The 26,160-nt window shown below is 41.5% G+C and carries 18 protein-coding genes and 1 other annotated feature; of the genes, 15 read left to right on the plus strand and 3 right to left on the minus strand.

Annotated elements, in window-relative coordinates; translation table 11 throughout:
* Nucleotide 1: 1 nt before the first annotated feature.
* Nucleotides 2-664 (minus strand): rubredoxin, encoded by a 663-nt coding sequence (locus tag DAHG_RS22040; RefSeq protein WP_022936862.1) that lies wholly within the window; start codon nucleotides 662-664, stop codon nucleotides 2-4.
* 150 nt (nucleotides 665-814) lie between these two features.
* Here DAHG_RS22040 and DAHG_RS03125 point away from each other — a divergent pair, with 150 nt between their 5' ends.
* The 11 genes from DAHG_RS03125 to DAHG_RS03175 all read left to right on the plus strand — a co-directional run bounded on the left by DAHG_RS03125 (nucleotide 815) and on the right by DAHG_RS03175 (nucleotide 17,249).
* A complete protein-coding gene (locus DAHG_RS03125) occupies nucleotides 815-1,447 on the plus strand; it encodes a LysM peptidoglycan-binding domain-containing protein (RefSeq protein ID WP_022936863.1) in 633 nt (210 codons plus the stop codon).
* 38 nt (nucleotides 1,448-1,485) lie between these two features.
* Nucleotides 1,486-1,690 (plus strand) — a binding site (T-box leader).
* A gap of 30 nt (nucleotides 1,691-1,720) precedes the next feature.
* The gene (locus DAHG_RS03130) at nucleotides 1,721-2,278 is read left to right on the plus strand and encodes a GNAT family N-acetyltransferase (RefSeq protein WP_022936864.1); all 558 of its coding nucleotides are present in this window, start codon (nucleotides 1,721-1,723) and stop codon (nucleotides 2,276-2,278) included.
* Nucleotides 2,259-4,874, plus strand: a complete 2,616-nt coding sequence (locus DAHG_RS03135; protein ID WP_022936865.1) for a valine--tRNA ligase — start codon at nucleotides 2,259-2,261, stop codon at nucleotides 4,872-4,874. Before DAHG_RS03130 ends, DAHG_RS03135 begins: the two co-directional genes overlap by 20 nt.
* A 70-nt stretch (nucleotides 4,875-4,944) precedes the next feature.
* Nucleotides 4,945-5,298, plus strand: a complete 354-nt coding sequence (locus tag DAHG_RS03140) for a hypothetical protein (protein WP_022936866.1) — start codon at nucleotides 4,945-4,947, stop codon at nucleotides 5,296-5,298.
* Nucleotides 5,299-5,357: 59 nt separating this feature from the next.
* Entirely contained in the window at nucleotides 5,358-5,885 is a 528-nt protein-coding gene (locus DAHG_RS03145; protein ID WP_022936867.1) for a GNAT family N-acetyltransferase, read from the plus strand.
* 383 nt (nucleotides 5,886-6,268) lie between these two features.
* Nucleotides 6,269-6,751: a hypothetical protein gene (locus DAHG_RS03150; protein ID WP_022936868.1), complete on the plus strand. Its 483-nt coding sequence runs from the start codon at nucleotides 6,269-6,271 to the stop codon at nucleotides 6,749-6,751.
* 167 nt (nucleotides 6,752-6,918) lie between these two features.
* Complete coding sequence (ppdK, locus tag DAHG_RS03155) at nucleotides 6,919-9,546, plus strand: pyruvate, phosphate dikinase (RefSeq protein ID WP_022936869.1); 2,628 nt, start codon at nucleotides 6,919-6,921, stop codon at nucleotides 9,544-9,546.
* Between the two features lie 86 nt (nucleotides 9,547-9,632).
* Nucleotides 9,633-10,268 carry a hypothetical protein gene (locus DAHG_RS20410; RefSeq protein WP_022936870.1) on the plus strand — a complete coding sequence of 212 codons (636 nt, stop codon included), beginning with the start codon at nucleotides 9,633-9,635 and terminating at the stop codon, nucleotides 10,266-10,268.
* Between the two features lie 18 nt (nucleotides 10,269-10,286).
* Nucleotides 10,287-10,847, plus strand: a complete 561-nt coding sequence (locus DAHG_RS03165) for a flavin reductase family protein (protein ID WP_022936871.1) — start codon at nucleotides 10,287-10,289, stop codon at nucleotides 10,845-10,847.
* A gap of 275 nt (nucleotides 10,848-11,122) precedes the next feature.
* Nucleotides 11,123-14,401 (plus strand): hybrid sensor histidine kinase/response regulator, encoded by a 3,279-nt coding sequence (locus DAHG_RS03170; RefSeq protein WP_022936872.1) that lies wholly within the window; start codon nucleotides 11,123-11,125, stop codon nucleotides 14,399-14,401.
* A gap of 88 nt (nucleotides 14,402-14,489) precedes the next feature.
* Entirely contained in the window at nucleotides 14,490-17,249 is a 2,760-nt protein-coding gene (locus tag DAHG_RS03175; RefSeq protein WP_022936873.1) for a hybrid sensor histidine kinase/response regulator, read from the plus strand.
* A 66-nt stretch (nucleotides 17,250-17,315) separates the two neighbouring features.
* Here the strand turns inward: DAHG_RS03175 and DAHG_RS18640 are convergent, their stop codons facing one another.
* Nucleotides 17,316-19,271, minus strand: a complete 1,956-nt coding sequence (locus tag DAHG_RS18640) for a sensor domain-containing diguanylate cyclase (RefSeq protein WP_022936874.1) — start codon at nucleotides 19,269-19,271, stop codon at nucleotides 17,316-17,318.
* A 179-nt stretch (nucleotides 19,272-19,450) separates the two neighbouring features.
* On the minus strand, nucleotides 19,451-21,331 hold the full coding sequence (locus tag DAHG_RS03185) for an FAD-dependent oxidoreductase (RefSeq protein WP_022936875.1): 1,881 nt from the start codon (nucleotides 21,329-21,331) through the stop codon (nucleotides 19,451-19,453).
* A 128-nt stretch (nucleotides 21,332-21,459) separates the two neighbouring features.
* Here DAHG_RS03185 and DAHG_RS03190 point away from each other — a divergent pair, with 128 nt between their 5' ends.
* The 4 genes from DAHG_RS03190 to DAHG_RS21385 form a co-directional block, all read left to right on the plus strand.
* Nucleotides 21,460-22,302, plus strand: coding sequence for a helix-turn-helix transcriptional regulator (locus tag DAHG_RS03190; RefSeq protein ID WP_034456338.1), 843 nt, complete (start codon nucleotides 21,460-21,462; stop codon nucleotides 22,300-22,302).
* Nucleotides 22,303-22,413: 111 nt separating this feature from the next.
* Nucleotides 22,414-24,933, plus strand: a complete 2,520-nt coding sequence (locus DAHG_RS03195) for a heavy metal translocating P-type ATPase (RefSeq protein WP_022936877.1) — start codon at nucleotides 22,414-22,416, stop codon at nucleotides 24,931-24,933.
* Entirely contained in the window at nucleotides 24,933-25,193 is a 261-nt protein-coding gene (locus DAHG_RS03200; protein WP_022936878.1) for a metal-sensing transcriptional repressor, read from the plus strand. Before DAHG_RS03195 ends, DAHG_RS03200 begins: the two co-directional genes overlap by 1 nt.
* 244 nt (nucleotides 25,194-25,437) lie before the next feature.
* The coding region (locus tag DAHG_RS21385; protein WP_022936879.1) for a hypothetical protein at nucleotides 25,438-26,160 on the plus strand (723 nt) is incomplete at its 3' end.

A 26,160-nucleotide genomic window follows, 5' to 3' on the forward strand; every position in this document is an offset into this window, starting at 1 on the left:
ATTATTGCCCCCTTTCAATCTTATGCAGTTTAAAGTTGGGTACCTTGCATACCGGGCAGATTTCCGGCGCTTCATCACCAACATAAATATAACCGCAGATCTCACAGACATAGACATTGGTTTTTTCAATAAAATCACTGCCTTCCTTAAGCAAGCGGTCAAGCAGGCTGCTCTGTATCCGCGATACCTTTTCACTCCATACTAAGGCGCGCAGAGAACCGCGGTCATTTAATTCTTTAGCGGTCTGCGAAGCAATTGGATAGATATCGGATAGGTTTTCATTGACCAGCGTGCGCAGTGTTTCAAACTGCGGATCAACAGTTTTCTTCGCATGTGCCTTAAAATAATCGGCAAGCTTTTGAAACAGTGCCATTTCATCCATTAATACTTGCTTTTCACAGCCTTTTGCCAGATTTGAACATAAAATACTCATTTCAAGCGATGACAGATTCAGCTTGTTTTCCAGCTTTTGTTCCTTTTCTTCTGCTTCTTCTTTTACTTCTTCCTTCACTTCATTAAACATTGATTTCGGTGCGGTACAAATTGGACAAACCCATGTTTCAGGCAGATCCTCCCATTTTGTATCAGCCGCAATACCCTGATCAGGACTGCCGGCTGCTTCATCATAGATATAACCGCAGATGGTACAGACATATTTCTTCATAGAATTCCTCCTCTATAGTTTTGGTAGCGCTTTCTATATATTAACTGTACGCTTTATAAATTTAAAATGATAGTCATTTGCTCAGTATTTTTATTTGGTAATAGCATTATTATCAGGCACATGACATAGGATAGGAGTGGAGGTGCAGCCATGAAAGAAATGAATATTGAAAAAAGAATATTAAAGGGTTTAGCTATTGATGGGGTAATTGATGTAGAGGCAAAAACGGAGCTTGATTACCGCCGTGAATCAGGGGGCATGCGTGCGGTCGGGCCGGTTATAATCAGCGGTCACTGCCGAGTTGAAAATGAAGTCCGCTCCTTTAGCGAAACATTAGAGCTGGATGTACTGGCACCGCGTATCAAATTAAGCAATTCAGAACCTTTTACGATCGAGGTACTCAAGGTTAAAGGGGTTGCTGATGACGGCATACTGCTGATGCTTGATTTAGGTATTCATGGGATTGAGGATAATAAGACGGAAACTTTGCCGCCGGCTTTGGATGAGCTTGCTGAAAAGCCGGTCCCTGTGCAAGCTGAACCGACTGTACAGGCAGTTGACGAAACGGCGCCGGCAGCAGATGAAGCGGAGGCTGATTTTGAAAGCATCGAGGATCTTTTTGATGATGCGGATAATGTTTATACGAGCTGCTGTCTGGTGGTCGCGAAGGCTGATGATACGTATGAAACGATTGCCGGCCGTTATCAGGTTGATGTCAATGAACTGCGCAATGTAAATAAAAATAAGGGAATTGAGCCTAAAATGCTGATAATGCTTCCTTAAGACTTGTTTTTTCTTTTGAAATTCGTTATAATGCTCGCAGAAATACTGTGAAGAGAAGGAGTAATTCAGCGGCATGTGCAGAGAGCTTCGGGTTGGTGAAACGAAGTCATTAAACTGAATGAAGGTAGTCTTGGAGTAGATTTTCTGAATTGAGTAGGAAAATCCGTTTCATCTGCGTTAAAGAGTAGAGGCATGAATGTTTGTGCAAATAAAGGTGGTACCACGTGAATAAGCGTCCTTTGCGGATGCTTTTTTATTTGGAGGTGAGTGTTGATGCGGATGCCTGAAATTGAAACGGAGCGTTTATATTTAAGAGAAATCAGTTTGCAGGATGCAAAGGATATTTATGAATATATGCGTGAAAGGGAAGTTACTGATTTTATGTTTACCGCCTGTGCAACCCTTCAGGAGTGTCAGCATTATCTTAAGGTTGAATTCTTAAGCTATGAGCGGATGGGACTGCCCTCGCCCTATGCGATAGAGTTGAAGGCGTCAGGCAAGGTTATCGGTACATGCAATTTCCATACGATTGAAGAGGATACCGCCCAAGTCGGCTTTGTGCTGAACCCCCTTTATCAGCATCAGGGCTATATGAGCGAGGCCATGGAAATGCTTTTGGAAATGGGCTTTGAAATCCTTGATTTAAGACGGATCACCGCCATGCATATGAATGGCAATACAGCCTGTCAGCATCTGTTAGAGCGTCTTGGTTTTGTAAAGGAAGGCATTTTGCGTGAAGCTGTGACGCGTGAAGATGAGGCTTTGGATATGCATTTATACAGCTTATTAAAAAGAGAATGGAGAGAGAGAAATGAAAGAACTGGCAAGTAAATATGATCATTTGAATGTTGAGAAAGATATTTATAAAACCTGGTGTGATGAGGGATATTTTAAAGCGGGCGATAAAAGCAAGGATCCTTTCTGCATCGTAATACCGCCGCCGAATGTTACCGGTAAGCTGCATCTTGGACATGCATGGGATACGACTTTACAGGATATCATTGCCCGTTATAAACGGTTAAAGGGGTATGATATGCTGTGGCTGCCGGGGATGGATCACGCGGGTATCGCGACGCAGGCAAAGGTTGATGAACGGCTGAAAAAAGAAGGCATTTCCCGTTATGACATCGGCCGTGAGAAATTTTTAGACCGCGCGTGGGAATGGAAAGAAGAATATGCGAGTCATATCCGCCAGCAATGGGCTAAAATGGGTCTGAGTCTTGATTATTCAAGAGAGCGTTTTACTTTAGATGAAGGATTAAGCCACGCGGTACGGAAAATCTTTGTCGATCTATACAATGACGGGCTGATTTACCGTGGTGAGCGCATTATTAACTGGGATCCGAAGGCAAAGACGGCATTGAGTAATATTGAGGTTATTCATAAAGAGATTGAAGGTGCGATGTATACCTTTAAGTATAAGGTTGTGGAAACCGGTCAGATTTTAAATGTATCTACAACCCGGCCGGAAACAATGTTTGGGGATGTTTGTGTCTGCGTACATCCTGATGATCCGCGGTATACGGATGTTATTGGCAAGCATGTGATCAATCCGGCAAATGGTGATGAACTGCCGATCATTGCTGACAGCTATATCGATATTGAATTTGGTACTGGTGCGATGAAGTGTACACCGGCGCATGATCCTAATGATTTCTTGATCGGTGAAAAGTATAAGCTGCCAAAAATTATCTGCATGAATCCAGATGGCACAATGAATGAGTGCTGCGGTGAATTCAAGGATATGGATCGTTTTGAATGCCGTAAAGCGTTAGTTAAGAAAATTGAAGCAGAGGGTAATCTTGTTTCAATTGAAAAGCATATGCATCAGGTAGGGCACAGTGAACGCACCGATGTAATTGTTGAGCCATATCTGAGTAAACAATGGTTTGTGAAAATGAAGCCGCTGGCAGAAGAGGTTTTGAAGCATCAGGAAAATCCAGAGGAGAAAATCAATTTCTACCCGCTGCGTTTTGAAAAGACTTTTAATCAATGGCTTGAAAATATTGAGGACTGGTGTATTTCCCGTCAGCTTTGGTGGGGACACCGTATCCCGGCCTGGTATCATAAAGACAGCGGTGAGGTTTATGTCGGCTATGAAGATCCAAAGGATATTGAAAACTGGATTCAGGATGAGGATGTATTAGATACTTGGTTCTCCAGTGCTCTGTGGCCTTTCTCAACATTGGGCTGGCCGGAAAATACCGATGATCTGAATCGTTATTTCCCTAATGATGTATTGGTTACCGGCTATGATATCATTTTCTTCTGGGTTGCCAGAATGGCGTTCCAGTCACGCTATGCAATGCATTCAAGACCATTTAAAGATGTCTTGATTCATGGCTTAGTGCGTGATGCACAGGGCCGTAAAATGTCTAAATCATTAGGCAATGGTATCGATCCAATGGAAGTTATCGATAAATATGGCTGTGATTCACTGCGCTTTTTCCTAACGACCAATTCCACACCGGGGCAGGATTTGCGTTTTATCACCGAAAAGGTTGAGGCAGCTTGGAATTTTATTAATAAGATTTGGAATGCCAGCCGTTTTGTCTGCATGAATTTGGATGCTGACTTCAGTATTGATCAGTTAGATTTAAGTCAGGCTTCGATGATTGATAAATGGATATTAAAACGTTTAAACGAAACGATTGAATCAGTCAGCGCCAATATGGATAAATATGAATTTGCTTTGGTCGGCAATGAATTAACAAGCTTTGTTTGGGATGATTTCTGCAGCTGGTATATCGAATTGTGCAAGGCAAATCTAAACAGTGAAGATGCTGCGATCCGCAATGCGGTTAAATCAACATTGGTGACAGTATTAAGCGCTATTGTACGCTTACTGCATCCATTTATGCCATTTGTTACTGAAGAAATCTATCTGAGTATTCCGCATCGTTTTGAATCTATCAATCTTGAAACATGGCCGAATCTGATTGATGTTGCCATGAGTGATGAAGAGATGAGCTCGGTTAATGAATTGATTACGATGATTCAGGCAGTACGTGAAATTAAAACTGCGTATAATCTGAAACCTTCGGCTGATGTTAATATCATTGTTAAGGCAGCTGACGGCACATTACGGCCTTGTGATGATAAGATTAATGCGATTCTGAATAAGATGTGCCATGCTTTCTGGATCAATGAGGACAGTTCGGAAGAGGTTGTTACCCGTACCATTTTAAATGGAACACTCTCAATTCAGTTATCAGATGTGATTAACGTAGAAGAAGAAATCGCTAAGTGTGAAAAGGAAATTGAGCGATTGAAGAAGGAGATTGCCCGTGCTGAGGGAATGCTGGCAAATCCTAATTTCACAAATAAGGCACCGGCTGCCAAGGTTGATGCTGAACGTGAAAAATTGGCTGGCTATACACAGCAGTTAGCCTTAAATATTGCCCGTCTGGAAGGGTTAAAGAAATAAGCATGAAGTCCGATCTTAACTGGTCGGGCTTTTTCTTTATTTTGGTGTATAATTAAATAGAGGTGAAGATATGAAAAAACGAGGAATGCGATGGTCTTGTCCATGCTGCCGCGGTAAAATTTATGCCAGTGAATTAAAGTGTGAGATGAGCTGCCCGCACTGTATGAATAAATTATATGTGGTTAAAAATATTAAAAGGGCAACGCTTAATATTTTCTTAATCATACTTGCTGAAGTATTTCTGCTTGAGCCGCTGCTCAGCTGGATGATGCCTGATGCACCCTACTTGTTGACTGCCATAATTCGTACCAGTGTAATGTTGGTGCTGATGCTGTTTAGCGGTTATCACTGTGTAAGTCTATTCACAGAAAAACAAAGGGCTGAAAAAGTGCGTGATGAGAGTTGGGATGCTTCTGGTTGGTAATCAGCTTGTCAATCTTTAAGGGTACGCTTATAATAATAAAGTAAAGTGAGGATGAAAGCATGGAAGAGAATAAAAATCAGCCGCGTCATAAAGTGGATATCCGCGAGATGACTATTGATGATGAAACAACGTTAAGACAAATCTGTGACCGGTGTGAGGATGCACTGGCTGGCTGCGGAGAGCGGATCAGCGATCAGGAGGTTCATGATATTGTCAGAAAGAAGGTACTGCCGCCTGAGGGCAAGTCTGAAAAGTATCATGCCAAGCTGATTACCTTTGATGGTGAGCCGGCAGGTTTTATGACTTATTATGAAGGCTATCCTTTTGAACGCACCGTTTGGATTGGTTCTTTCTACCTTGTTCCGGAAGTGCGCGGGCAATCATTAGGTACTCAGATTATGGTGATGTTTAAACAAAATATGATAAATTTAGGTTATATGCAGTTTGTGGCACAGCTGCATCGAATGAATTTAAGAGGCCAGGATTTCTTTAGAAAAAATCAATTCGTATTGGATCAGCGTTCCATTGACCGGGATTTTTTACTGTATTTCTGTACTTATCGAAGCAAGTCTGAAAAGGCTAAGTAAACATTGTTTATCTGTCATTCATCATCTTTGCACCTTTACATGGCTGCGGAAACAATCTTTTTCGATGAGTGTAACGAGTGTGTCAAGCGCTTGATTTTTATGCTTAATATGGTAGAATATAGGTGAGGAAACTCATGTTTACTAGATGCATAAACTTATTATGAGCTTTGCTCACATAAGTGTGGTCTCCGAGGGTAACGGGACTTTAATTTAGAATATTATCCATGTGTAAGTGTGGTCTCCGAGGGTAACGGGACTTTAATTTAGAATATTATCCATGTGTAAGTGTGGTCTTTCGAGGGTAACGGGACTTTAATTTAGAATATTATCCATAAACAGACTCTTGTAAAAAAGAGTCTGTTTGCATATATGGGGGGATGATCATGAGCAGTCAATATAAAAGAAAAATCAAGGTTGTAACGATTAAGCAGTCATTTTATGAATTGTTTTCAGAGAATCATGAAATCATGCGGATTATGGGCCAGGAAGCAAAGGACAGACCTTGTTTAATATTATTGAAAATGAAGTATAAAGGAAACCTACATACTTTTGCTATACCTTTTAGATCGAATATTGGTAATGCTCCTAGCAATACTTATTTTCCGCTGCCTAAAAGGGCTAAGACCAAAGATCGAAGAAAACATGGACTTCATTATTCGAAAATGTTTCCAATTACTGAAAAATACATGCTTGCCTATCATATGGGAGGTGATTTTCAGGAAGAACTTGTGATGGCTTACATTGAAAGAAATATCAAACAAATTTATTCTGAGGCAGCCCAGTATTTAAAAAATTATGAAACTGGTCAACATGAATTATTCTGCGTAGATATAGATGATGTATTGATTAAATTGAATTATCAGTGATTAAAAATCTAAGGAATGGTTGATGAAGGAATAAATCAGTATTTATTTTGTTTGAAGAAAAAAGGTATCCAAGGTGAGGAAGAAATGTCATTTACGGCTAGTAATTTTTCAAAAAATCTGTATAATTATGTGTAAGCGATTACAGCCAACTTAGAGGAGGTTTAAGAATGAAAACAAAATATGTATATAAGTTTTCAGAAGGCAACGGCAATATGCGTGAGCTGCTTGGCGGCAAGGGTGCGAATCTTGCGGAAATGAAAAATCTCGGTATGCCGGTTCCTGATGGATTCACGGTTACGACCGAAGTCTGCAACCGTTATTATGAAGACGGTGAGAAAATTCACGAAGAAATTCTCGATGAAATTTTAGAGAACTTAAAAGATCTTGAAGAACGTACAGGTAAAAAGTTAGGAGATGTGGAGAACCCATTGCTGGTATCAGTTCGTTCTGGTGCCCGCGCTTCAATGCCTGGTATGATGGATACTATTTTAAATTTGGGTATCAATGATGATGTTGTAGAGACGATTGCGCGATTAACTAATAACCCGCGTTTCGCTTATGACAGTTATCGTCGTTTTATTCAAATGTTTGCCGATGTTGTTATGGGACTTTCTAAGGCTAAGTTTGAAACGATTATCGATGACATTAAGGCTGAGAAGGATGTTCACTTAGATACGGATCTTGATGCTGAAGATTTGAAGGAAATGGTTAAACGTTTTAAGGCTTTCTATCAGCGTCAGCTAAATGAAGAATTCCCTATGGACCCTAAGGTTCAATTGATTAAATCAGTTGAAGCGGTATTCCGCAGCTGGAATAACCCGCGCGCGATTTATTACCGCCGCATGAACGATATTCCTAGTGAATGGGGTACGGCGGTTAACGTACAGTCAATGGCTTTTGGCAACATGGGCAATGACTGCGGTACTGGTGTAGCATTTACAAGAAATCCGGCTACTGGTGAAAAGAAATTATTTGGTGAATTCCTGATGAATGCTCAGGGTGAAGATGTTGTTGCGGGTATCCGTACACCTCAGACAATCGATCAGCTGAAGGAAGTTATGCCGGAAGTTTATGATCAGTTTGTGGATATCTGCGGTAAATTGGAAGAACATTACCGTGATATGCAGGATATGGAATTTACTATTGAAAAAGGCAAGCTGTATATGCTGCAGACGCGTAATGGTAAACGTACAGCTAAAGCGGCTTTAAAGATTGCCTGTGATTTAGTATCTGAAGGTTTGATTACGAAGGAAAAAGCATTGATGATGGTTGATCCTAAGCAGCTGGATTCTTTACTGCATCCGCAGTTCTCACCGGAAGAGTTAAAGAAGGCAACACCAATTGCTAAAGCATTGCCGGCATCACCGGGAGCTGCCTGCGGACATATCGTATTCTCTGCAGAGGATGCTATTCAAAAGGCTGCTGTAGGTCATAAGGTTGTTCTTGTTCGTCTTGAAACTTCACCTGAAGATATCGAAGGTATGGCTGTTTCTCAAGGTATTCTGACTGTTCGCGGCGGTATGACAAGTCATGCGGCAGTAGTTGCCAGAGGTATGGGTACATGCTGTGTATCTGGCTGCGGTGATATTAAGATTGATGAAGAGAATAAATGCTTTACAGTTAATGGTGTTACTTATAAGGAAGATGATCCAATCTCTATTGACGGATCTACAGGCTTTATCTATGGTGAAGCAATTCCTACCATCCCTGCCAGTCTGTCTGGTGATTTTGGAACCTTTATGCAATGGGCTGATGATGCCCGCGTATTGCAGGTAAGAACAAATGCTGATACGCCAAAAGATGCTGCTCAGGCAGTTGCTTATGGTGCTGAAGGTATTGGTTTAGTTCGTACTGAACATATGTTCTTTGAGGGTGAACGAATCAAAGCGGTTCGTGAAATGATTGTCTCTAAAACAGAAGCTCAGCGCCGTACAGCGCTTGATAAGATTCTGCCGATGCAGCAGGGTGACTTTGAAGCTATCTATGAAACCATGAAGGGTCTGCCGGTAACCATTCGTTACTTAGATCCGCCTCTGCATGAATTCCTGCCAACAAGCTCATATGACATCTCTCAGTTGGCTGCTGATATGAAACTTGATTTAGATGAGCTGAAAGCAGTAATTCAGGGGCTTCATGAATTCAACCCAATGATGGGACATCGTGGCTGCCGTCTGGCTGTTACTTATCCGGAAATTGCTGAAATGCAGACAAGAGCTGTAATTCAAGCTGCTATCGCAGTAAATAATCGTCATCCGGAATACCACATCAAACCGGAAATCATGATTCCGCTGGTTGGTGACCGCAATGAATTAAAATATGTAAAAGATATCGTTGTGAAGACAGCTGATGCAATAATCAAGGAAAATAACGTTGAGCTTAAATACTCTGTGGGTACGATGATTGAGATTCCAAGAGCGGCATTGCTGGCGGATGAGATTGCGGAAGAAGCTGAATTCTTCAGTTTTGGAACAAACGATTTAACTCAGATGACCTTTGGCTTCTCTCGTGATGATGCAGGCGGTTTCTTAAAGGATTACTATGACAAGAAGATCTATGAACAAGATCCATTTGCCCGCATTGACCAGCGCGGTGTCGGCAAACTGATTAAGATGGCTGCTGAACTTGGCCGTTCTACACGACCAGATATCAAACTGGGTATCTGCGGCGAGCATGGCGGTGATCCAGCTTCAATTGAATTCTGTCATAAACTGGGCTTAACTTATGTGTCATGTTCACCTTTCCGTGTACCAATTGCACGTTTAGCTGCTGCTCAGGCTGCAATCAAAAATCGATAGGATCGATAATTACTGATTCAATTAAAAGCGTATTATTCAGATTGAGTAATACGCTTTCATCTTATGGTTATTAAAGGGGGAAGAATATGGCTTTTTTAAAAGTATTACTGACATTGCTGATCAGTGTTGGCTTAGTATTGTTCTGGATTGGCTTTACAGCCAAACTTAATGAATGGCTGAAAAAATATAAGATGTCCTCATTGTTATACTTAAACGTCTTGATTGCAAGTTTTCCTTTTTTATTCATCGCGCAGCTGTTACTGGGGCTCTATCCGATAAAATCCTTGGGCAGTTCTGCGTTATTCATGATTGTGATTATTATAACCGTGCTGGCTGCAATGCTTGATGGCTTAAAGCATAATGAGGCTAAACACGGCGGTGATTTACTAGGGTGGTGTATGGAAGGGATGCTGATGGAAATACCACAGCGTATGTTGATGCAGTATTTTATCTTTATGCTGCTTCAGACACTGGCCGTATCCAATGCAGCCTATTATGCGATACTCTGCAATGCATGTGTGTGGTGTTTGGCTATTTATATCAAAAATAGAATGCTGAAATCACAGACTAATAAAGATTTATTCTATGAACTGCTGGCATCTTTTATTTTTTCAATCGGTATAGGCGCGATTTATCAGTATAATGGCTTTATCCTGATTGCGATGATAGCGCACGGTACAGAGCGTTTTGTCAGTAACTGGCTGATCAGTTTGAGAGATTGATTCAAAGGAGGCATTTGTATGCGAAAGAATTTTGGCGCAAAGCCATATATGTATCCACAACCGGTTTTAATCATAGCTGCCTATGATGAAGCGGGCGTTCCCAATGCGATGAATGCGGCATGGGGCTGCATTGCTGATTATAAGCAAGTAGCGCTGTATCTTAGCGGTGAACATAAAACAGTAAAGAATATCCTTCAGCGGCAGGCTTTCACAATCAGTATGGCCGATAAACGGCATGTGACTGAATGTGATTATGTTGGCATCGTATCCGGCAATAAGGAGCCTGATAAATTTCGAAAGGCAGGTTTCCATGCGACAAAGAGTGAATTTGTAGATGCACCGCTGATTGATGAACTGCCGATGGCATTGGAATGCAAGCTGTTAAGCTTTGATGAGGAAAGTGAGCTCTTAATTGGTGAAATCATCAATGTAAGCGCGGATGAAAGCATTCTTGATGGGGAAGGAAAAATTGATCCTGACAAGCTGGCGCCGATTACCTTTGATGCCGTACATAATACTTATATCACACTTGGTAAAAAAGCCGGCAATGCTTTTAAGGATGGAAATAAGCTTAAATAAAATTATAAAAGGAAGCTGACGGCTGTTGGTATCAAACAGCATAAGGCTTCCTTTTTCTTATCTAAGGATCGATTTGATCAGTTTTCTCACATTTACATTTATTCAGGCTTGTAGGATACATAGTAATTCATAAGGATTTGTGATAAAATGATAAGTATCATATAATGTCATGTGAGCTTGATAAATCGGGGGTAAATACTGTTTTTAGGCATCCGTATCGGTTAATATCCCATAGATTGTGAAGAAAAATCATTTCATTGCAGGAGGTAAGAAAAGTGATAAAAAACAAGGAAGAAGTAAGTGAATTTACAGCTCATATCCTGCGTACCTTTTTTCAGGATAATAATATCGAACCGTTAATCAATGCAATGGATGAGGATATTATTTGGTTTGGTTCAGGACGCGCGCAGTCAGCGGTTGGTAAAGCTGCGGTTGCCAAGCAATTTATTGACGGTAAGGATGATCTTCAGCCATGCATTCTTAGCCAGGAGCATTACGATGTTGTGCTGCTGGGTGAGGATGATGCGGTATGTCAAGGGTCTAGCTATATGGATACCAGAGCGGATAATGAAGTCAGCATCCATGAATTTCAGCGAATCACCCTTGTTCTGCATAAGGCGTCTGACGGCTTTAAGATTAAGCATATGCATCATTCAATCGCTTATGACGCGATGGAGGATGAACGCTTATTCCCGCTTCAATATGGAAAAGCCCGTTATAAAGAACTGCAGGATGAATTAAAAGCCCGTGATAATCAGATTGAACTGATGCTTTCTCAATTGCCGGGCGGTACGACTATTTGCGCGATGGATGAAAATTTGACTACAAAATGGATTTCTCCGCAAGGCTGTGAGCTGATAGGCTTTGCGAATGAAGCCGAATTTATGGAAGCTACCCATGGGAATACAGTGTCTTTGATTCACGAACAGGATTTAGAAAAGATTCATAATGAATTAATGAAATCAATTCAGGAACAGCGCAATTTCATGTGTGAATATCGGTTTAGAAGAGCTGATGGCCAGCTGATCTGGATTTTAAATATTGGTAAAATTATTAAAAATGATCAGGGTGTTGACGAAGCCTATTGTTTTGTCAGTGATATTACCGAGCGCAAAGAACGCGAGCTATTATATGCTAAGGCAGATCGTGATGTTAAGCGTCAAGCGGCCTTCATGATGGAATTGTTTAACACATTGCCTTGTGGAATCATTCAGTTTAGTGTCGATGCGAAGCATCAGCTGCTGATGAGCAACCGTCAGGGATGGGAAATTTACGGCTATGATGAAGAAAGCTTCCATAGAGAAATTAAAAGTCCGCTTCAGTTTGTTCTTGCCAAGGACTATGACGCAATCGTTAATACATTAAATAATATGAAGCTGGGTGATGAGACTGCTTATGAACGGCTGACATATCGGCGAGATGGCAGTGAGCTGTGGATCTCCGTATTGATGAAGCGTTTGATCAATATGGATGGAAAAGATGTAATTCAGGCTATTTATACAGATATTACAAATGAAAAGAAAATGCGTCTTGAAATAGAAAAGAGCCGGCGGGTTGAAACAGAATCATTAAGAGCAGCCATCGATACTGCGTATCCGCTGATTTATAATTTGAATCTAAGTGAAGACAGCTATTCCTTGCTGCATAATGAATTAGAGGCTGGATTGTCAGAAACCGGCAGTTATCACCAGCTGTTTAACGATTATTTTAAACGTGTGCATCCGGATTATCAGCAGGATTATGTAAAGAATTTCCGCCGGGAAGCTATGGCTGAACGTTTTGCGAAGGGTGAAAAAGAAATCTATATGGAACTGCTTCAGCAGGATGTCAGCGGCAGCTATCATTGGCAGTCAGCGCATGTGATTCATGTTGAAGATCCTTATGCGGAATCACAGCTGGCGATCCTATTGGTTAAAGGCTTGGATGAACAGAAGAGTGAGCAGGCCAGACAGGAACAGCTGCTTCGCGACGCCCTGCAGAGAGCTAATGCCGCCAATGAAGCAAAAAGTGATTTCCTGTCGCGTATGAGTCATGATATTCGTACACCGATGAATGCAATCATCGGCATGGCGACAATTGGTAAGATGAAGCAGGGAGATGTTGAAACTACCTTGCACTGTTTTGATAAAATTGATACTTCAAGCCGATATTTACTGGCTTTGATTAATGATATCCTTGATATGTCGAAGATTGAACAAGGAAAGATGCAGATTAATGAGGATGAATTCAGCTTGCAGGATGTTCTCCAGGAAATTAATAGTATCTTGGTACCGCAGACCTCTGAGAAAGAAATACAATATGAGATGCGGATACTTGAGTCGTTAGCGGATGAGTATCAGGGGGATGCGCTGCATCTGCGTCAGATTCTCATGAATCTTTTAAGCAATGCATTAAAGTTCACATCTGAAAAGGGTAAGATTATTGTTACTATCAGCAATGAGTATACAAGCAATGGCTACGCACATTTAAAATTCTCAGTAAAGGATAATGGTATCGGTATTTCAGAATCATTTAAACAGAAGCTGTTTCAGCCATTTGAACAGGAGCGCAGTGATAATGCCCGCAATAAGGCAGGCAGCGGTCTTGGTCTGTCAATCGTGCATAATCTTGTGAAACTCATGGGCGGCAGCATCAGTGTTGAAAGTGAGCAGGGAGTCGGAACTGAGTTTATTGTTCAGCTGCCGCTGAAGCTGGTTCACGTTGATCATAAACAGGAAGAAATACGCCGTCAGCGTGAGCTTTTAAAGGATTTGAGTATTTTAATTGTTGATGATGATGAAATTGTAGGGGAACAGGTTACCGCCATTCTAAAAGATATCGGCGCTGATTGTGAGTGGGTTGATTCAGGAATCAAGGCTGTCGCATCAGTGCGTGATCGAATGGATAAGCATGAATTATATGATGTAGCGATGATTGACTGGAAGATGCCGGATATGGATGGCTTAGAAACTACCCGCCGAATTCGTCAGCTTGTCGGGCCGGATACGATGATTATTATTATATCCGCATATGACTGGAGCAGCATTCAAAATGAGGCAATCGCGGCAGGGGCAAATGGTTTTATAACGAAACCATTGTTTACTTCATCAATCTGCTCTGCTTTGGGCAATATGTTTATTCATCATGAAGCGCAATCTGAGCCAAAGCCTGAATATAATTTGAAAGGTAAGCGCATCTTACTGGCTGAAGATAATGAGCTGAATATGGAAATTGCTAAAACACTGCTTGAGATGCAGGGAATGGTTGTTGAACCAGCGGTGAATGGCGCTGAGGCGGCAGCGATGGTACAAAATCATCCTGAAGGAACTTATTATGCGGTACTGATGGATATCCGCATGCCAGTTATGGATGGTTTGACAGCAGCCCGCAAGATTCGAGCCTTACCTGGTGAGCGCGGTAAGGTGGCTATTCTGGCGATGAGTGCCGATGCCTTTGAAGAAGATAAGGCAAAAGCCAGAAAAGCGGGAATGAACGGCTATTTAGTAAAGCCGGTTCATGTTGATGAATTATATCAGGCATTAAGTAATTTACAGGAAATAAAGATAAAAGAATAATTATCACAATTGGTATTTATTATTGCTAACATGTGCACTCGAGACTATAATAGTTTCATAGGAATCATGTTTTAAAGGAGATACTGCCATGAATCAGACAGAGAATATACAGCGGGCGCAAGTACCAGAGGATTGGGCCGCGGCAAGGCTGACGCTGATGGATGAAATGGGACTGGCCGCCTGCTATCTGCTGCTGGATGATGGACTGCCTCTGCTTGCGGCTAGTCAGCGGCTGAAAAAGCTTTGGCAGCTTACATCGGATGCGGTTAAGCTAAAGCAGCTGCTGACTGAAGAGGCATATGATAAACTGATGCATTCACTGCTTCAGCTTTCAGGTGAACAGAGTCAATGCAGTGAGCTTTTGAGTCTGAAAATAAAGGGGCTGACTGACTGGCAGCAGGTGGATATGACCGTCACTAATCAGACTGTCAACGGCAAAACAGTGCTGTCGGCAGTTTTTCATGATATGAATATTCTTTGTCATAAGCAGGCAGCATCTGATGCGGAGATAATGACGCGTATCGGACAGATTGAATGGCTGATGTCAGAATATGCGGGCAATGTGTATATCAGCGATATGGATAATTACGAACTTTTATACGTTAATGAGAAATCATGTGAAACACTGAATCGGCCAAAAGAAAAGCTGATTGGTAAAAAATGCTATGAGGCGATTCAGGGGCGAAGCGCACCTTGTCCATTTTGTACGAATCATCTTTTAAAAAAAGATGAAACCTATGCTTGGGAATTCTATAATCCATCGCTGGACAGAACGTTTATGATTAAAGACCGCATGCTTGAATGGGAAGGCCGCCGCGCGCGGATTGAGCTGTCTCATGATATGCTGAGTACAGAATATAAGCTGGCAAAAAAAGATCAGGAACGGGAGGCAATCATCAAAACGATTCCCGGCGGTTTGCTGCGTATTGATGCCAGAGATTATGATACGGTTTTATGGTACAGCGATGAATTGCTTAAGCTGATCGGTTATACCGGCGAACAATTTAAAACTGAGCTGGATTCCAAATGCTCATACATTCATCCAGAGGATATGGATCGGGTTTACAAGAGTGCTAAAGCATTAAATAAGACTGGTCAAAACGCGGTGCTGCAGACTCGCATTATCACTCGTTCGAAAGAAGAACGAATGCTGACAATGACCTTATGCTACATCAGCGGTGAGGATAGTTGGGATCGAATTCCGTCAATCTACAGTGTAGGGATTGATATTACTGAAGAACATCTTGAGCAGGAACGGCAGCGAAAAGCTTTAGAAGATGCTTATAATACAGCCAAGGTTGCCAATGAGGCTAAAACTAATTTCCTTTCATCAATGTCGCATGATATCCGCACGCCGATGAATGCTATCGTCGGCATGACGGTAATTGCACAGGCCAATCTCAATCAGCCGCAGCGGGTTGCGGACTGTCTGAATAAAATTGATGTATCCAGCCGGCATCTGCTGAATCTGATTAATGAAGTTCTCGATATGTCTAAAATTGAAAGCGGCAAGATTGATCTGATGCTGGAAAATATTAAGCTGCCGGAGCTTCTGCAGAATGTAACCGATATGTGCAAGCCTTTATTGGTGCAGAAGAATCTCGATTTTCAGATAACGGTCGGTCATCTGCTTCATGAGAATGTAGTCGCTGACGGTGATCGTCTTCAGCAGATCTTAATGAATTTACTATCTAACGCGATAAAATACACCCAAGAGGGCGGCACGATCCGCTTAGCGATTGAGGAACATGAATCCATGATTGATGGCCGTGAACGCTATGAATTTGTGATTTCTGACAATGGTATCGGGATGTCCGCGGATTTTATTCCGCATATCTTTGAACCATTTTCAAGAGCTGAAGATACCCGCATTTCTAAAACACAGGGTACTGGACTTGGCATGACAATTACTGAAAATATTATCCATATGATGAATGGAACGATTGAAGTTAAAAGTGAATTAGGCAAGGGCAGTGAATTTACCGTATCTTTGCCGCTGCAGGTATGTCATGATGCGCAGGAACAGGCAACTGAATTGATCAATCAAACCGTGTTAATTGTAGACGATGATCAAGCTGTCTGTGAGAGCGCGGCATTGCTGCTTGAAGAGCTTGGGATGCAAACGAGAAGTGCCTTATCCGGAGCGGCGGCACTGGCAGAATTAGATCGGATTAGCTTTAGCCGTAAACCGGTATTTGCCGTATTGCTGGATTGGAAAATGCCGGATATGGACGGCCTTGAAACATTAAAACAAATACGTTTAAAGGCCGGTAATAAAGTAGCGGTTATTATCATGTCTGCCTATGATTTTTCCGGCGCGGAAGAAGTATTCATCAAAGCGGGTGCTGATGCGTTCATCACTAAGCCGCTGTTTAAGTCAAAGCTGCTGCATATATTAAAGCTTTACTGCATGAGCAGCAAGCATAAAACAGCTAATGCGTTTATTGAGGAGAAGCACACGGATCTGCAGGGTAAACGAATCCTGCTTGTAGAGGATAATCAATTGAATCGGGAAATCGCGATGGAAATTTTAAATATGCAGGGTCTTTGTGTAGAAACCGCAGTTAATGGTAAAGAAGCTGTTGAAATGTTTAAACAATCCACAGTCGGTAAGTATGACGCCATTTTGATGGATATTCAGATGCCGGTTATGAATGGTTATGAAGCGACTGAAGCAATTCGTGCATTTAAGCGTGAAGATGCAAATACAATCCCCATCTTCGCACTGACGGCCAATGCTTTTATTACCGATATTGTCAAGGCGCAGAATGCTGGTATGAATGGTCATATCGCTAAGCCAATCGATGTGGAAATACTGATCAAAACATTACAAAAATGGATCGTTTAAGCGGTCCTTTTTTCGTTTCAGCTGGATATAAAAATCACCCTAAATGATTTAGGGTGATCGATAAATTTATTCCTCAGTTTCCTCATGACGGTAACGGCGAGTCTGATGCTTTTGATAAAACCGCATCTTATCCGCATACATCAGCTCATCCGCTTCCTTGATTACGTTTTGAATGTTAGAGCATTCAGCTTCCCATTTATAACCGATGGCAATCTGATACGCGCTCTGTTTGAAGTTGTTTTTCAGCCGTTCTACATTGTCATAAAAGGCTTCTTCATTCGTTTCGGTATAAATGATGACAAACTCATCACCGCCGATGCGGTACAGCTTCTCAGAGTCAGAACTATTTTTGATAATCTCAGCGCAAGCCTTTAATGCCAGATCACCTGCCGCATGGCCCAAGGAATCGTTGATCCCTTTTAAGCCATTCATATCTAAATAAACAACACCGACACTGCCTTGTAAATCTTCTAATTCAGTAATATTTTGAATGTAGCGGTTGCGGTTATAAAAGGTTGTCAATTCATCAAGATAGCTCATCTCATATAATGTTTTTTCGTTTTCATTTCTTTCCATCGCCAATGTAATAAAATACTGAATGGTCTGCAGGAAAGGAATGACAATATCCGACATGCCATAAGCCAGATTATCTAAGCCGATACAGCCGCTTAATCCATTATCCTTTTCTAAAGGTACCCAAACGATGTTTTTGATATCCTGCTGACTCAAAAGCTCATAACCGGCAGGCATTTCATCTTTCAAAATCTCAATATCATCATAAATAATATTCTTATCCTTTTCAAGCAGCTCAAGCCAAGGCCGATAGTCATCCATCACAACGTTTTGAAGATGCTCAATCTGCGGCTCAATGCCGGTATTGCACCATTCAGCAATATTAGAAAAATAAGGGTCATGAAATATAAAAATATAAGCACGTTCGGCGGAGAACAACTGACCGATATGAGCAAGTACCGTTGTTAACGCATCGGTGATTTCATGATTATGGTAAAGTTCACGAATACAGTCAACTAAAACATTATCTCTTTCCAGACGCTGCTTCAATTCATTCTTTTCATTGTTGGTCGCGGTTATATCAAAGGCAATTTCCATCCGTGCTGTTTTACCTTCCCATTCAATCAGCCGATCCTTCAATAAATAATGCTTTTGCAGAAGGGGATTGGTATATTCCCATGAATAAGTCTCATCGGTTTTTAACCGTGAATTAGTACAGAATTCACAAGGTGAATCAAAACCCTGAATCACTTTATAGCATTTTAAATTACTTAAATCATCACTGATATTAAAGATTCTTTTACCGGCATCATTCACAAATAATAAATCATATGTATCAATATCGGACACATACATCAATTCAGATATTTCATTCATCGGTGCCAGCAACTCACGCTGCTGTCTTGTAAGCTGCTCGCTTTTCCGCTTGTTTTCATTTTCTATCCGAATCAGCATTTCTCTGCGTTTTTCCTGATAATAAGTAAATACCGTACAGCCGCCAGCCAAAATAATAAATACGGTATTCAAGATGATTAAATGATTTCTGGCAATTTGAACACTTTGTTCCGTATATTCCTCGGCAGAGCGTACAGTATTATCTGCTAAAACGAAATAATCTTCACTTAAGGCATATAAAGCTTCATTCGATGAACCAGTGCGGACTTTATATATTTCATCCTTGATGATTGACCAGCTGCTTTCCATTTCTGTCAGCTGGGCTTGAAAGGTTTGATCTTCAAGCTTAATCAGATCAAATTCATCACTGCCGTTTGCCAGACCATACAGAATATTATCCAATCGTTCAATCAGAGCGTCATCAGGCTCATGATTCAATTCTTTTTTTATTAATCTTTGGGTAGCGCCGCGGACGATGCCGATATAATTGATGACTCTGGCATTGCCCTGCAGGTTATCAATGGAAGTAATAGAAAGCAGAGCGGTAAAAATTAAGGCTAAGCATAATATTATGGGGATGGTTAATTCTCCTATTTTTGATAGTTTACTTTTCATAATAGCAGTACCTCATGTGAAGCTTCAACATAGTTATTTCATATATTATAACATTAACAATGTTTAAAAGGTAGCCGGTTAATCATTTTAAAGGAAATCAAATAGAATAATTAAATGTTAATTATTTATAAAAAGAGCTTTAAGGCAATCGCCTAAAAGCTCTTTCTGTCTGCTGATGCTTATTTAGCGTATTCGGCAGCGCTGGCGCCAGCCAGTCGGCCAGAGGTTAATGCGAAACCTAAACCGGTTCCTTCGACATTAACATAAGCAGCTACAGATAAGCCGCTGACATTATTACCGGTAGAATATAAGCCCTTAATGATCTCATTATGTTCGGTAACAACCTGCATTTCATTGGTAACATCGACACCGCCTAAAGATCCGAGTACCGCGTTGTAGCCTTTAGTAATATAATAAGGTCCAGTTTCACAAGTCCAGATCAGCGAATCCTCATCGGTGTAGAATTCAGGATCATATTTATCATTGACGGCTTGGTTATAAGCAGCAACTGTTGCTTTTAAGGTTTCAGCATCACAGCCGATGAAAGCAGCCGCTTCTTCAAGTGTATTTACAATCTTGCCGTCACCTGTATTAGTCAGCACTTCAAAGTCGGCGAGGAAGGTTTCCTTGTCAACCGGCGCGTGGTAGATAGTTGGATCACCATTTTCATCGGTAATACCGAAACGATCCCAATAATGTACCCAAGAACCGGTGTTGGCCTGACTCATATCCGTCCATTGATCCACGGTTTTCTGATCAACAATCGTATAGGCAAAACCGCCTTGCGCAAGAACCGCACTTGAATAATCAACCGTATCCTTTAATAATGACGCAGCCATAAACCGCTGACCGAGATTGTTTACCCAAAGTACCGGTGAATTTAATGTAAGCTGATCAGCTACCTGTACATCCTGGGATTTAGGGCCGACACCATGATTCATTGAAAGCAGTTCACCTTTACCGGCACCCACTTCATACATCATTTCTAAACCGCTGCCGTCGCTGCCGCCCATAACTGAAACAGTTTCATAGATTTCCTCGCCAAGCGCTTCCTTCATCATTGCCTCATTGCCCGCAAAACCGCCGGTCGCAACGATCACACTTTTAGCATTGACAATCAGCTTGCTGCCATCTTCATTGCGGCATTCAACGCCTACAACTTCATTGTTTTCATTGACCAACAGTTTGGTCGCGGTTGTGTTGTAATGAATATCGACATTGTATTGATCCAGATATTCCTGTAAATGAACAAATGGCTGTGTATTGCCCCAGCGATGGTAAATAATCGTATCATCAAAGTGAGCAATCTGCTGTGCCGTTTTAGACAGATAGACATTAATATCATGATCAAGCAGATATTCAACGGTATTCTTAGCTTCACTGACAAAGGTACGGATCAGCTGTCCATTGCCAAGATAATTGCTTAATTCAAGATAATGATTAAACCAGTATTCTTCATCACTGCCTAAATCATCGCCGTAGCGTTCTTCTTGAAGGGTTGTGCCGATGGCAAACATTCCCTGTGCAGCATTTCCCATGCCGCCCAATGTACTGGTCATTTCGATGCCGATTACATTTGCCCCGGCTTCAGCGGCACTTAGAGCGGCCATTGATCCAGAAGCACCCATACCGATAACTACAACATCGGTGGTTAAGGTTTGATCTTCACCAATAACCGTATTTGCATCAACGGTGAAGCCTGCTTCACTCATTGCCGCATCCACAGCGCTCTTTACCGCGTTGCTAGTCATTGTAGCACCGCTGACCCCATCAATTTCTGAACTTTGTGCGGCTTTCACCTGTTCAATTAATTCAGGCATCGCCGCCTGACCGATCGTCTTTGTTTCATCGGCACCTTCAATCGCAACATCGCTGATTGTACCGGAAGAAACCGTGAGGGTAACTGTCACGTCACCGCCATAGCCTTTTTCTGACGCTGTGTAAGTACCGTCTTTAATATCCGTTGATTGATTGTTGTTATCGGCAGGTGTTTGTGTACAGCCGCTCAGCATCAATAAGGATACTAATAGACAGGAAAGCATTTTTGTAGATTTTTTCATGAATCCATCCTCCTTGTTAATAGATTAACAAAATTAGGGCATTTACATAATCTATACATCTGAGATTAAAAGTGGTTTATTTTTAGAATACGATTGACTAAAAGATTACTATCTCCTACAATATCAATATGAACAACAAACCGATGCACCCGCAGAATGATTTACCGTTGCCCTATACATTGCTCACCTGTGAAAGTAAGGCTTATGCAGCTCATACAGTGAGTCTTTTGATCTGCTTTGAAAATGGCAGAATAGAACTGGAAGGCAGGCGTATGCATCTGCAGGCAGGTAATTCAATTCTGATGCGCAATAAGACACAGTTTAAGATTCAGCCTAAGTCGGATAAGATTTATCTGCTGCATTTGGAAGCAACTGTATTTGATACAATCATGATGAGTCAGTTGGCCGACTGCCGGATCATATATGATTTTCTGACATTAGATGAAAACAGTCATGATTATTTATTCTTTGATTATGGACGGCGCAGTCCGCAAGCTGAATCGGCACGGAACCTCTTGCGTCAATGCATGATTCATGATAACTTTTCCGATAAGCTGCTGCGCTGCTGTTTAGTACAGTATCTGACCAATCTGCAGCGTGATTTTGTACATCATTTGGTTGTCAGTCAATCAACGATGGTACGCCATCACCCTTTTGGCCAAGTGCTGAAATATATCGGAGAGAATTATGCGGAAATTGATTTAAAAAGTGCAGCGGCGCATTTTTCCTATAATCCAGATTACTTCTCCGCTTATTTTCATCATCACGCAGGCATGACCTTTACTCAGAAATTATTTGAAATCAGGTTGGAACAGGCATTGCGTTATCTGATATTAACCGATATGCCAATCAATGAAATCTGTGAAACGATAGGTTTTAAGGAAAAAAGCTACTTTATCCGCAGATTTAAACAGCGTTTTAACTGCACTCCTTCTCAATACCGAAAACAGCATCAAAAGACAAGTACCTAGCGGTACTTTTTTGTATAGTTAATTATTGTTCAGTAAATCATAAGGCTTGACAGAAGGTAAAACCTGCGTTATATTGTACCCGTACCCCCAGGGGGTAATAGGAGGCTTGCGATGAATGAAAAATTTGATGTGACAGGGATGACTTGTTCAGCCTGTTCAAGCCGTGTTGAGAAGTGTGTCAGCAAGCTTGAGGGTGTTGAAGAAGTAAGTGTTAATCTGTTGACGAACAGTATGCAGGTAAAGTATAAAGAAGGCGAAATTGATGAAAATGCGATTATTTCTGCCGTTGAAAAGGCAGGCTATGGCGCTAATCTTCATCAGGGAGCACAGCCTAAAAAAGCAAGTGTCAAGGTTGATGCTGTTGAAGACGCAATGCATTCCATGCGTTATCGGCTGATTGTTTCCTTTATCTTTTTGATTCCATTATTTTATATATCTATGGGACATATGATGGGATTGCCGATTCCATCATTCTTGAGCGGTATGGAGAATGCGATTGCTTATGCTTTTACGCAATTTCTGCTTTGTCTGCCCATTCTATATGTGAATCGTAAATATTATCAGGTAGGCTTTAAGACTTTATTTCATGGCGCTCCGAATATGGATTCATTAATTGCAATTGGTTCGGCAGCGGCGATGATTTATGGTATTGTCGCAATTTATGGCATTGGTTATGGTTTAGGCGTTCATGATATGGCGCTTGTGGAACGTTTCCATATGGATCTCTATTTTGAATCAGCGGCTACAATCTTAACCCTGATTACCTTAGGTAAATATTTAGAAGCTAAATCCAAGGGAAAGACGAGTGAAGCAATCAGTAAGCTGATGGATCTGGCACCGCAGACAGCTTTAGTTTGGCGGGATGGACAGGAACGTGAAATCGCGGTTGAAGAGGTAGTGATTGGTGATACAGTGATTGTTAAGCCGGGGGCTAAGGTACCGGTTGACGGTGTGATTTTGGAAGGTTTCACCGCGCTTGATGAAGCGGCAATTACCGGTGAGAGCATTCCGGTTGAAAAAGGTGTCGGTGACAGTGTGGTCGGTGCGACGATGAATAAGAGCGGTTCAATTCGTTTCAGAGCTACGCGTGTCGGCAATGATACGACATTGGCCAAAATCATACAGCTTGTTGAGGATGCCAGTGCCAGTAAAGCGCCGATCGCTAAGCTGGCCGATAAGATTGCCGGTATCTTCGTGCCGGTTGTAATTCTCATTGCTATTGCCGCATCGGCTTATTGGCTGATACAGGGCCAGTCAATTGAATTTGCTTTGTCAATTGGTATTTCGGTACTGGTTATTTCATGCCCATGTGCCTTAGGTCTGGCAACCCCGGTGGCAATCATGGTCGGTACCGGCAAAGGTGCGGAAAATGGTATTTTAATTAAATCTGGTGAAGCTTTGGAAACCGCTCATGCGATTCAATGCGTTGTAATGGATAAAACAGGTACGATTACTGAGGGAAAACCTCAGGTTACAGATGTTATAACGCTCAATGCAAGCCGCAATGAACTGCTTGAACTGGCATTGGCATTAGAAAAGCCAAGTGAGCATCCATTAGCGGAAGCGATTGTTGCTTATAGTGAAAAAGCAGGCTTCAGCGCTGCCTCTGTCGAACATTTTAAAGCTGTATTCGGCAAGGGTGTCGAAGCGGATTTTAATGGCAGACATTATTTGGCCGGCAATCAGCGGATGATGAATGAGGCAGGCATTGACTGCAGTGATCTTTTAAATCAATTGGATCAATTGGCAGATCAAGGTAAAACACCGCTGCTTTTTGCGGATACAAAGCAGGTGTTAGGAATTTTAGCGGTTGCGGATGTTGTCAAACCAACGAGCCGTGAAGCGATTCAGCGGTTTCAAAAACAGGGGATTGATGTCGTTATGCTGACCGGTGATAATAAGCGTACCGCAGAAGCTATTCGTTCTCAGTTAAATATTAATACGGTTATCGCTGAGGTGTTGCCTCAGGATAAAGAAAAGGTTATCAGTGATTTACAGGCTAAAGGTCAAAAGGTGGCAATGATCGGTGATGGTATCAATGATGCGCCGGCATTAGCGAGAGCTGATGTGGGGATTGCCATCGGAGCCGGTACGGATGTAGCCATTGAGAGTGCGGACATTGTCCTGATGCGTTCTGATTTACTCGATGCGGTCACCGCCCTGCGTTTAAGCAAGGCCGTAATTCGCAACATTAAGGAAAACCTATTTTGGGCATTCTTCTATAATTCAGTCGGTATACCGTTAGCTGCCGGATTGTTTTATACGGCATTTAATTTAAAACTGAATCCGATGTTTGGCGCGGCGGCAATGAGTCTGAGCAGTGTCTGTGTTGTCAGCAACGCGTTAAGACTGAAGTTCTTTAAAACGGATCATACGGCAGCTGAACTAAAGCCTGCCGATGAGAATAAACAACAAGGAGAGAATAAAATGAAAACGATTAAAATTGAAGGTATGATGTGCATGCATTGTGTAAACCACGTGGAAAAAGCGCTGAATGGTATTGAAGGCGTTCATGCCAAGGTTGATTTGGAAAAGCAGCAGGCGGTTGTGACGTTGGATCATGAGGTCAGTGATGAGACTTTAAAAGCAGCCGTAGCAGAAGCTGGGTATGAAGTCGTATCGATTGACTGATGAAAGCAAATAAAGAAAGTGTGCTGCGGCTGATTAAAACAGCCCGCGGCCAGCTTGATGGAATCGAGCGGATGATTGAGGATGACCGTTATTGTGTTGATATTTCCACCCAGCTGCTTTCCACCCAGGCCATTTTAAATAAAGCGAACCGTGAGATTTTAAAGGGTCATGTGGAGCATTGTGTGAAAGAGGCAATCTTGACGGGTGATGTCGATGTCAAATTGAATGAGATATTAATGCTGATGGATAAAATGAAATAGACGGGAAACCGTCTTTTTTTATTATATAGGGAATTTCATTTTCAAGCATCAAAGCGCTAATATCTCATTATGAAAGGTAATTAGAAAAATAATAAAAATAGATGAAATTATCGTGTGAATATGGTATACTATGAGTAACAAAAAACAATCTATTTAATCATTAAATTCAACCTAAGCATCACCTAGTTTCCTTTGTATCAATCGAATCTCAGTGGATGCTTTTTTGTTCAAGGGGGGGATATCCATGAAGTGTTTATCGTATTCAAATCGCTTCTATTATAAAGAGTTATCAGAAGAAGATGCGAATTGTATTAAGAAGGATTTGATCCTGTATAACTCTATGCTGCATACAGCTTATAAGAAACTCTATTTAACTTGTTTTCATGGTGTCAAGGATGCAGTCTCTTTACAAAAACAACTAAAAGTAAAATATGGTACGAATGATTATTTTCCTTTATCTGCAATCCATGAAGCCAGAGCCCTGCTTAAAAGTAATATTGAAACTAATCAGCGATTGAAGAAAGCATGTACTAAACGGATTGAAAGAATCAAAGAGAAGATTCGTAAGGAAAACAAAACTTTACAGAACTGGCAGAAAAAGAAAGAACAATTAATTCAAAAAAGCAAGGAACATGAAACTAGTGAAGCAGACTATTTGTATGAGGTACAGATCGTTAATCCGAATATCAAACAGCTGAAGCATAGAATTGGGTTGCTGACCTTTAAATTAAACCGGGAAACGGATAAGCTGAATCATTTGAACATAGGCGTGAGAGCCGCTTGCTTTGGTTCTAGGAAGAAGCTTCATCATGATCTTGAAGCTTATCGGTATGAGCGAAGAAAGCGCATGCTGATAACGGGAAGACGGCAGGGAAAATACAGCAACAATCTCTTCAAATATCATCTTGAATCTGGGATCATGGTTTATCGAGGCACAAAGAAAGAAGTTCATTTACCGATTCGTTTT

Origin of the sequence: Dielma fastidiosa (assembly GCF_000313565.1) — a bacterium.
GTDB lineage: Bacteria > Bacillota_I > Bacilli_A > Erysipelotrichales > Erysipelotrichaceae > Dielma > Dielma fastidiosa.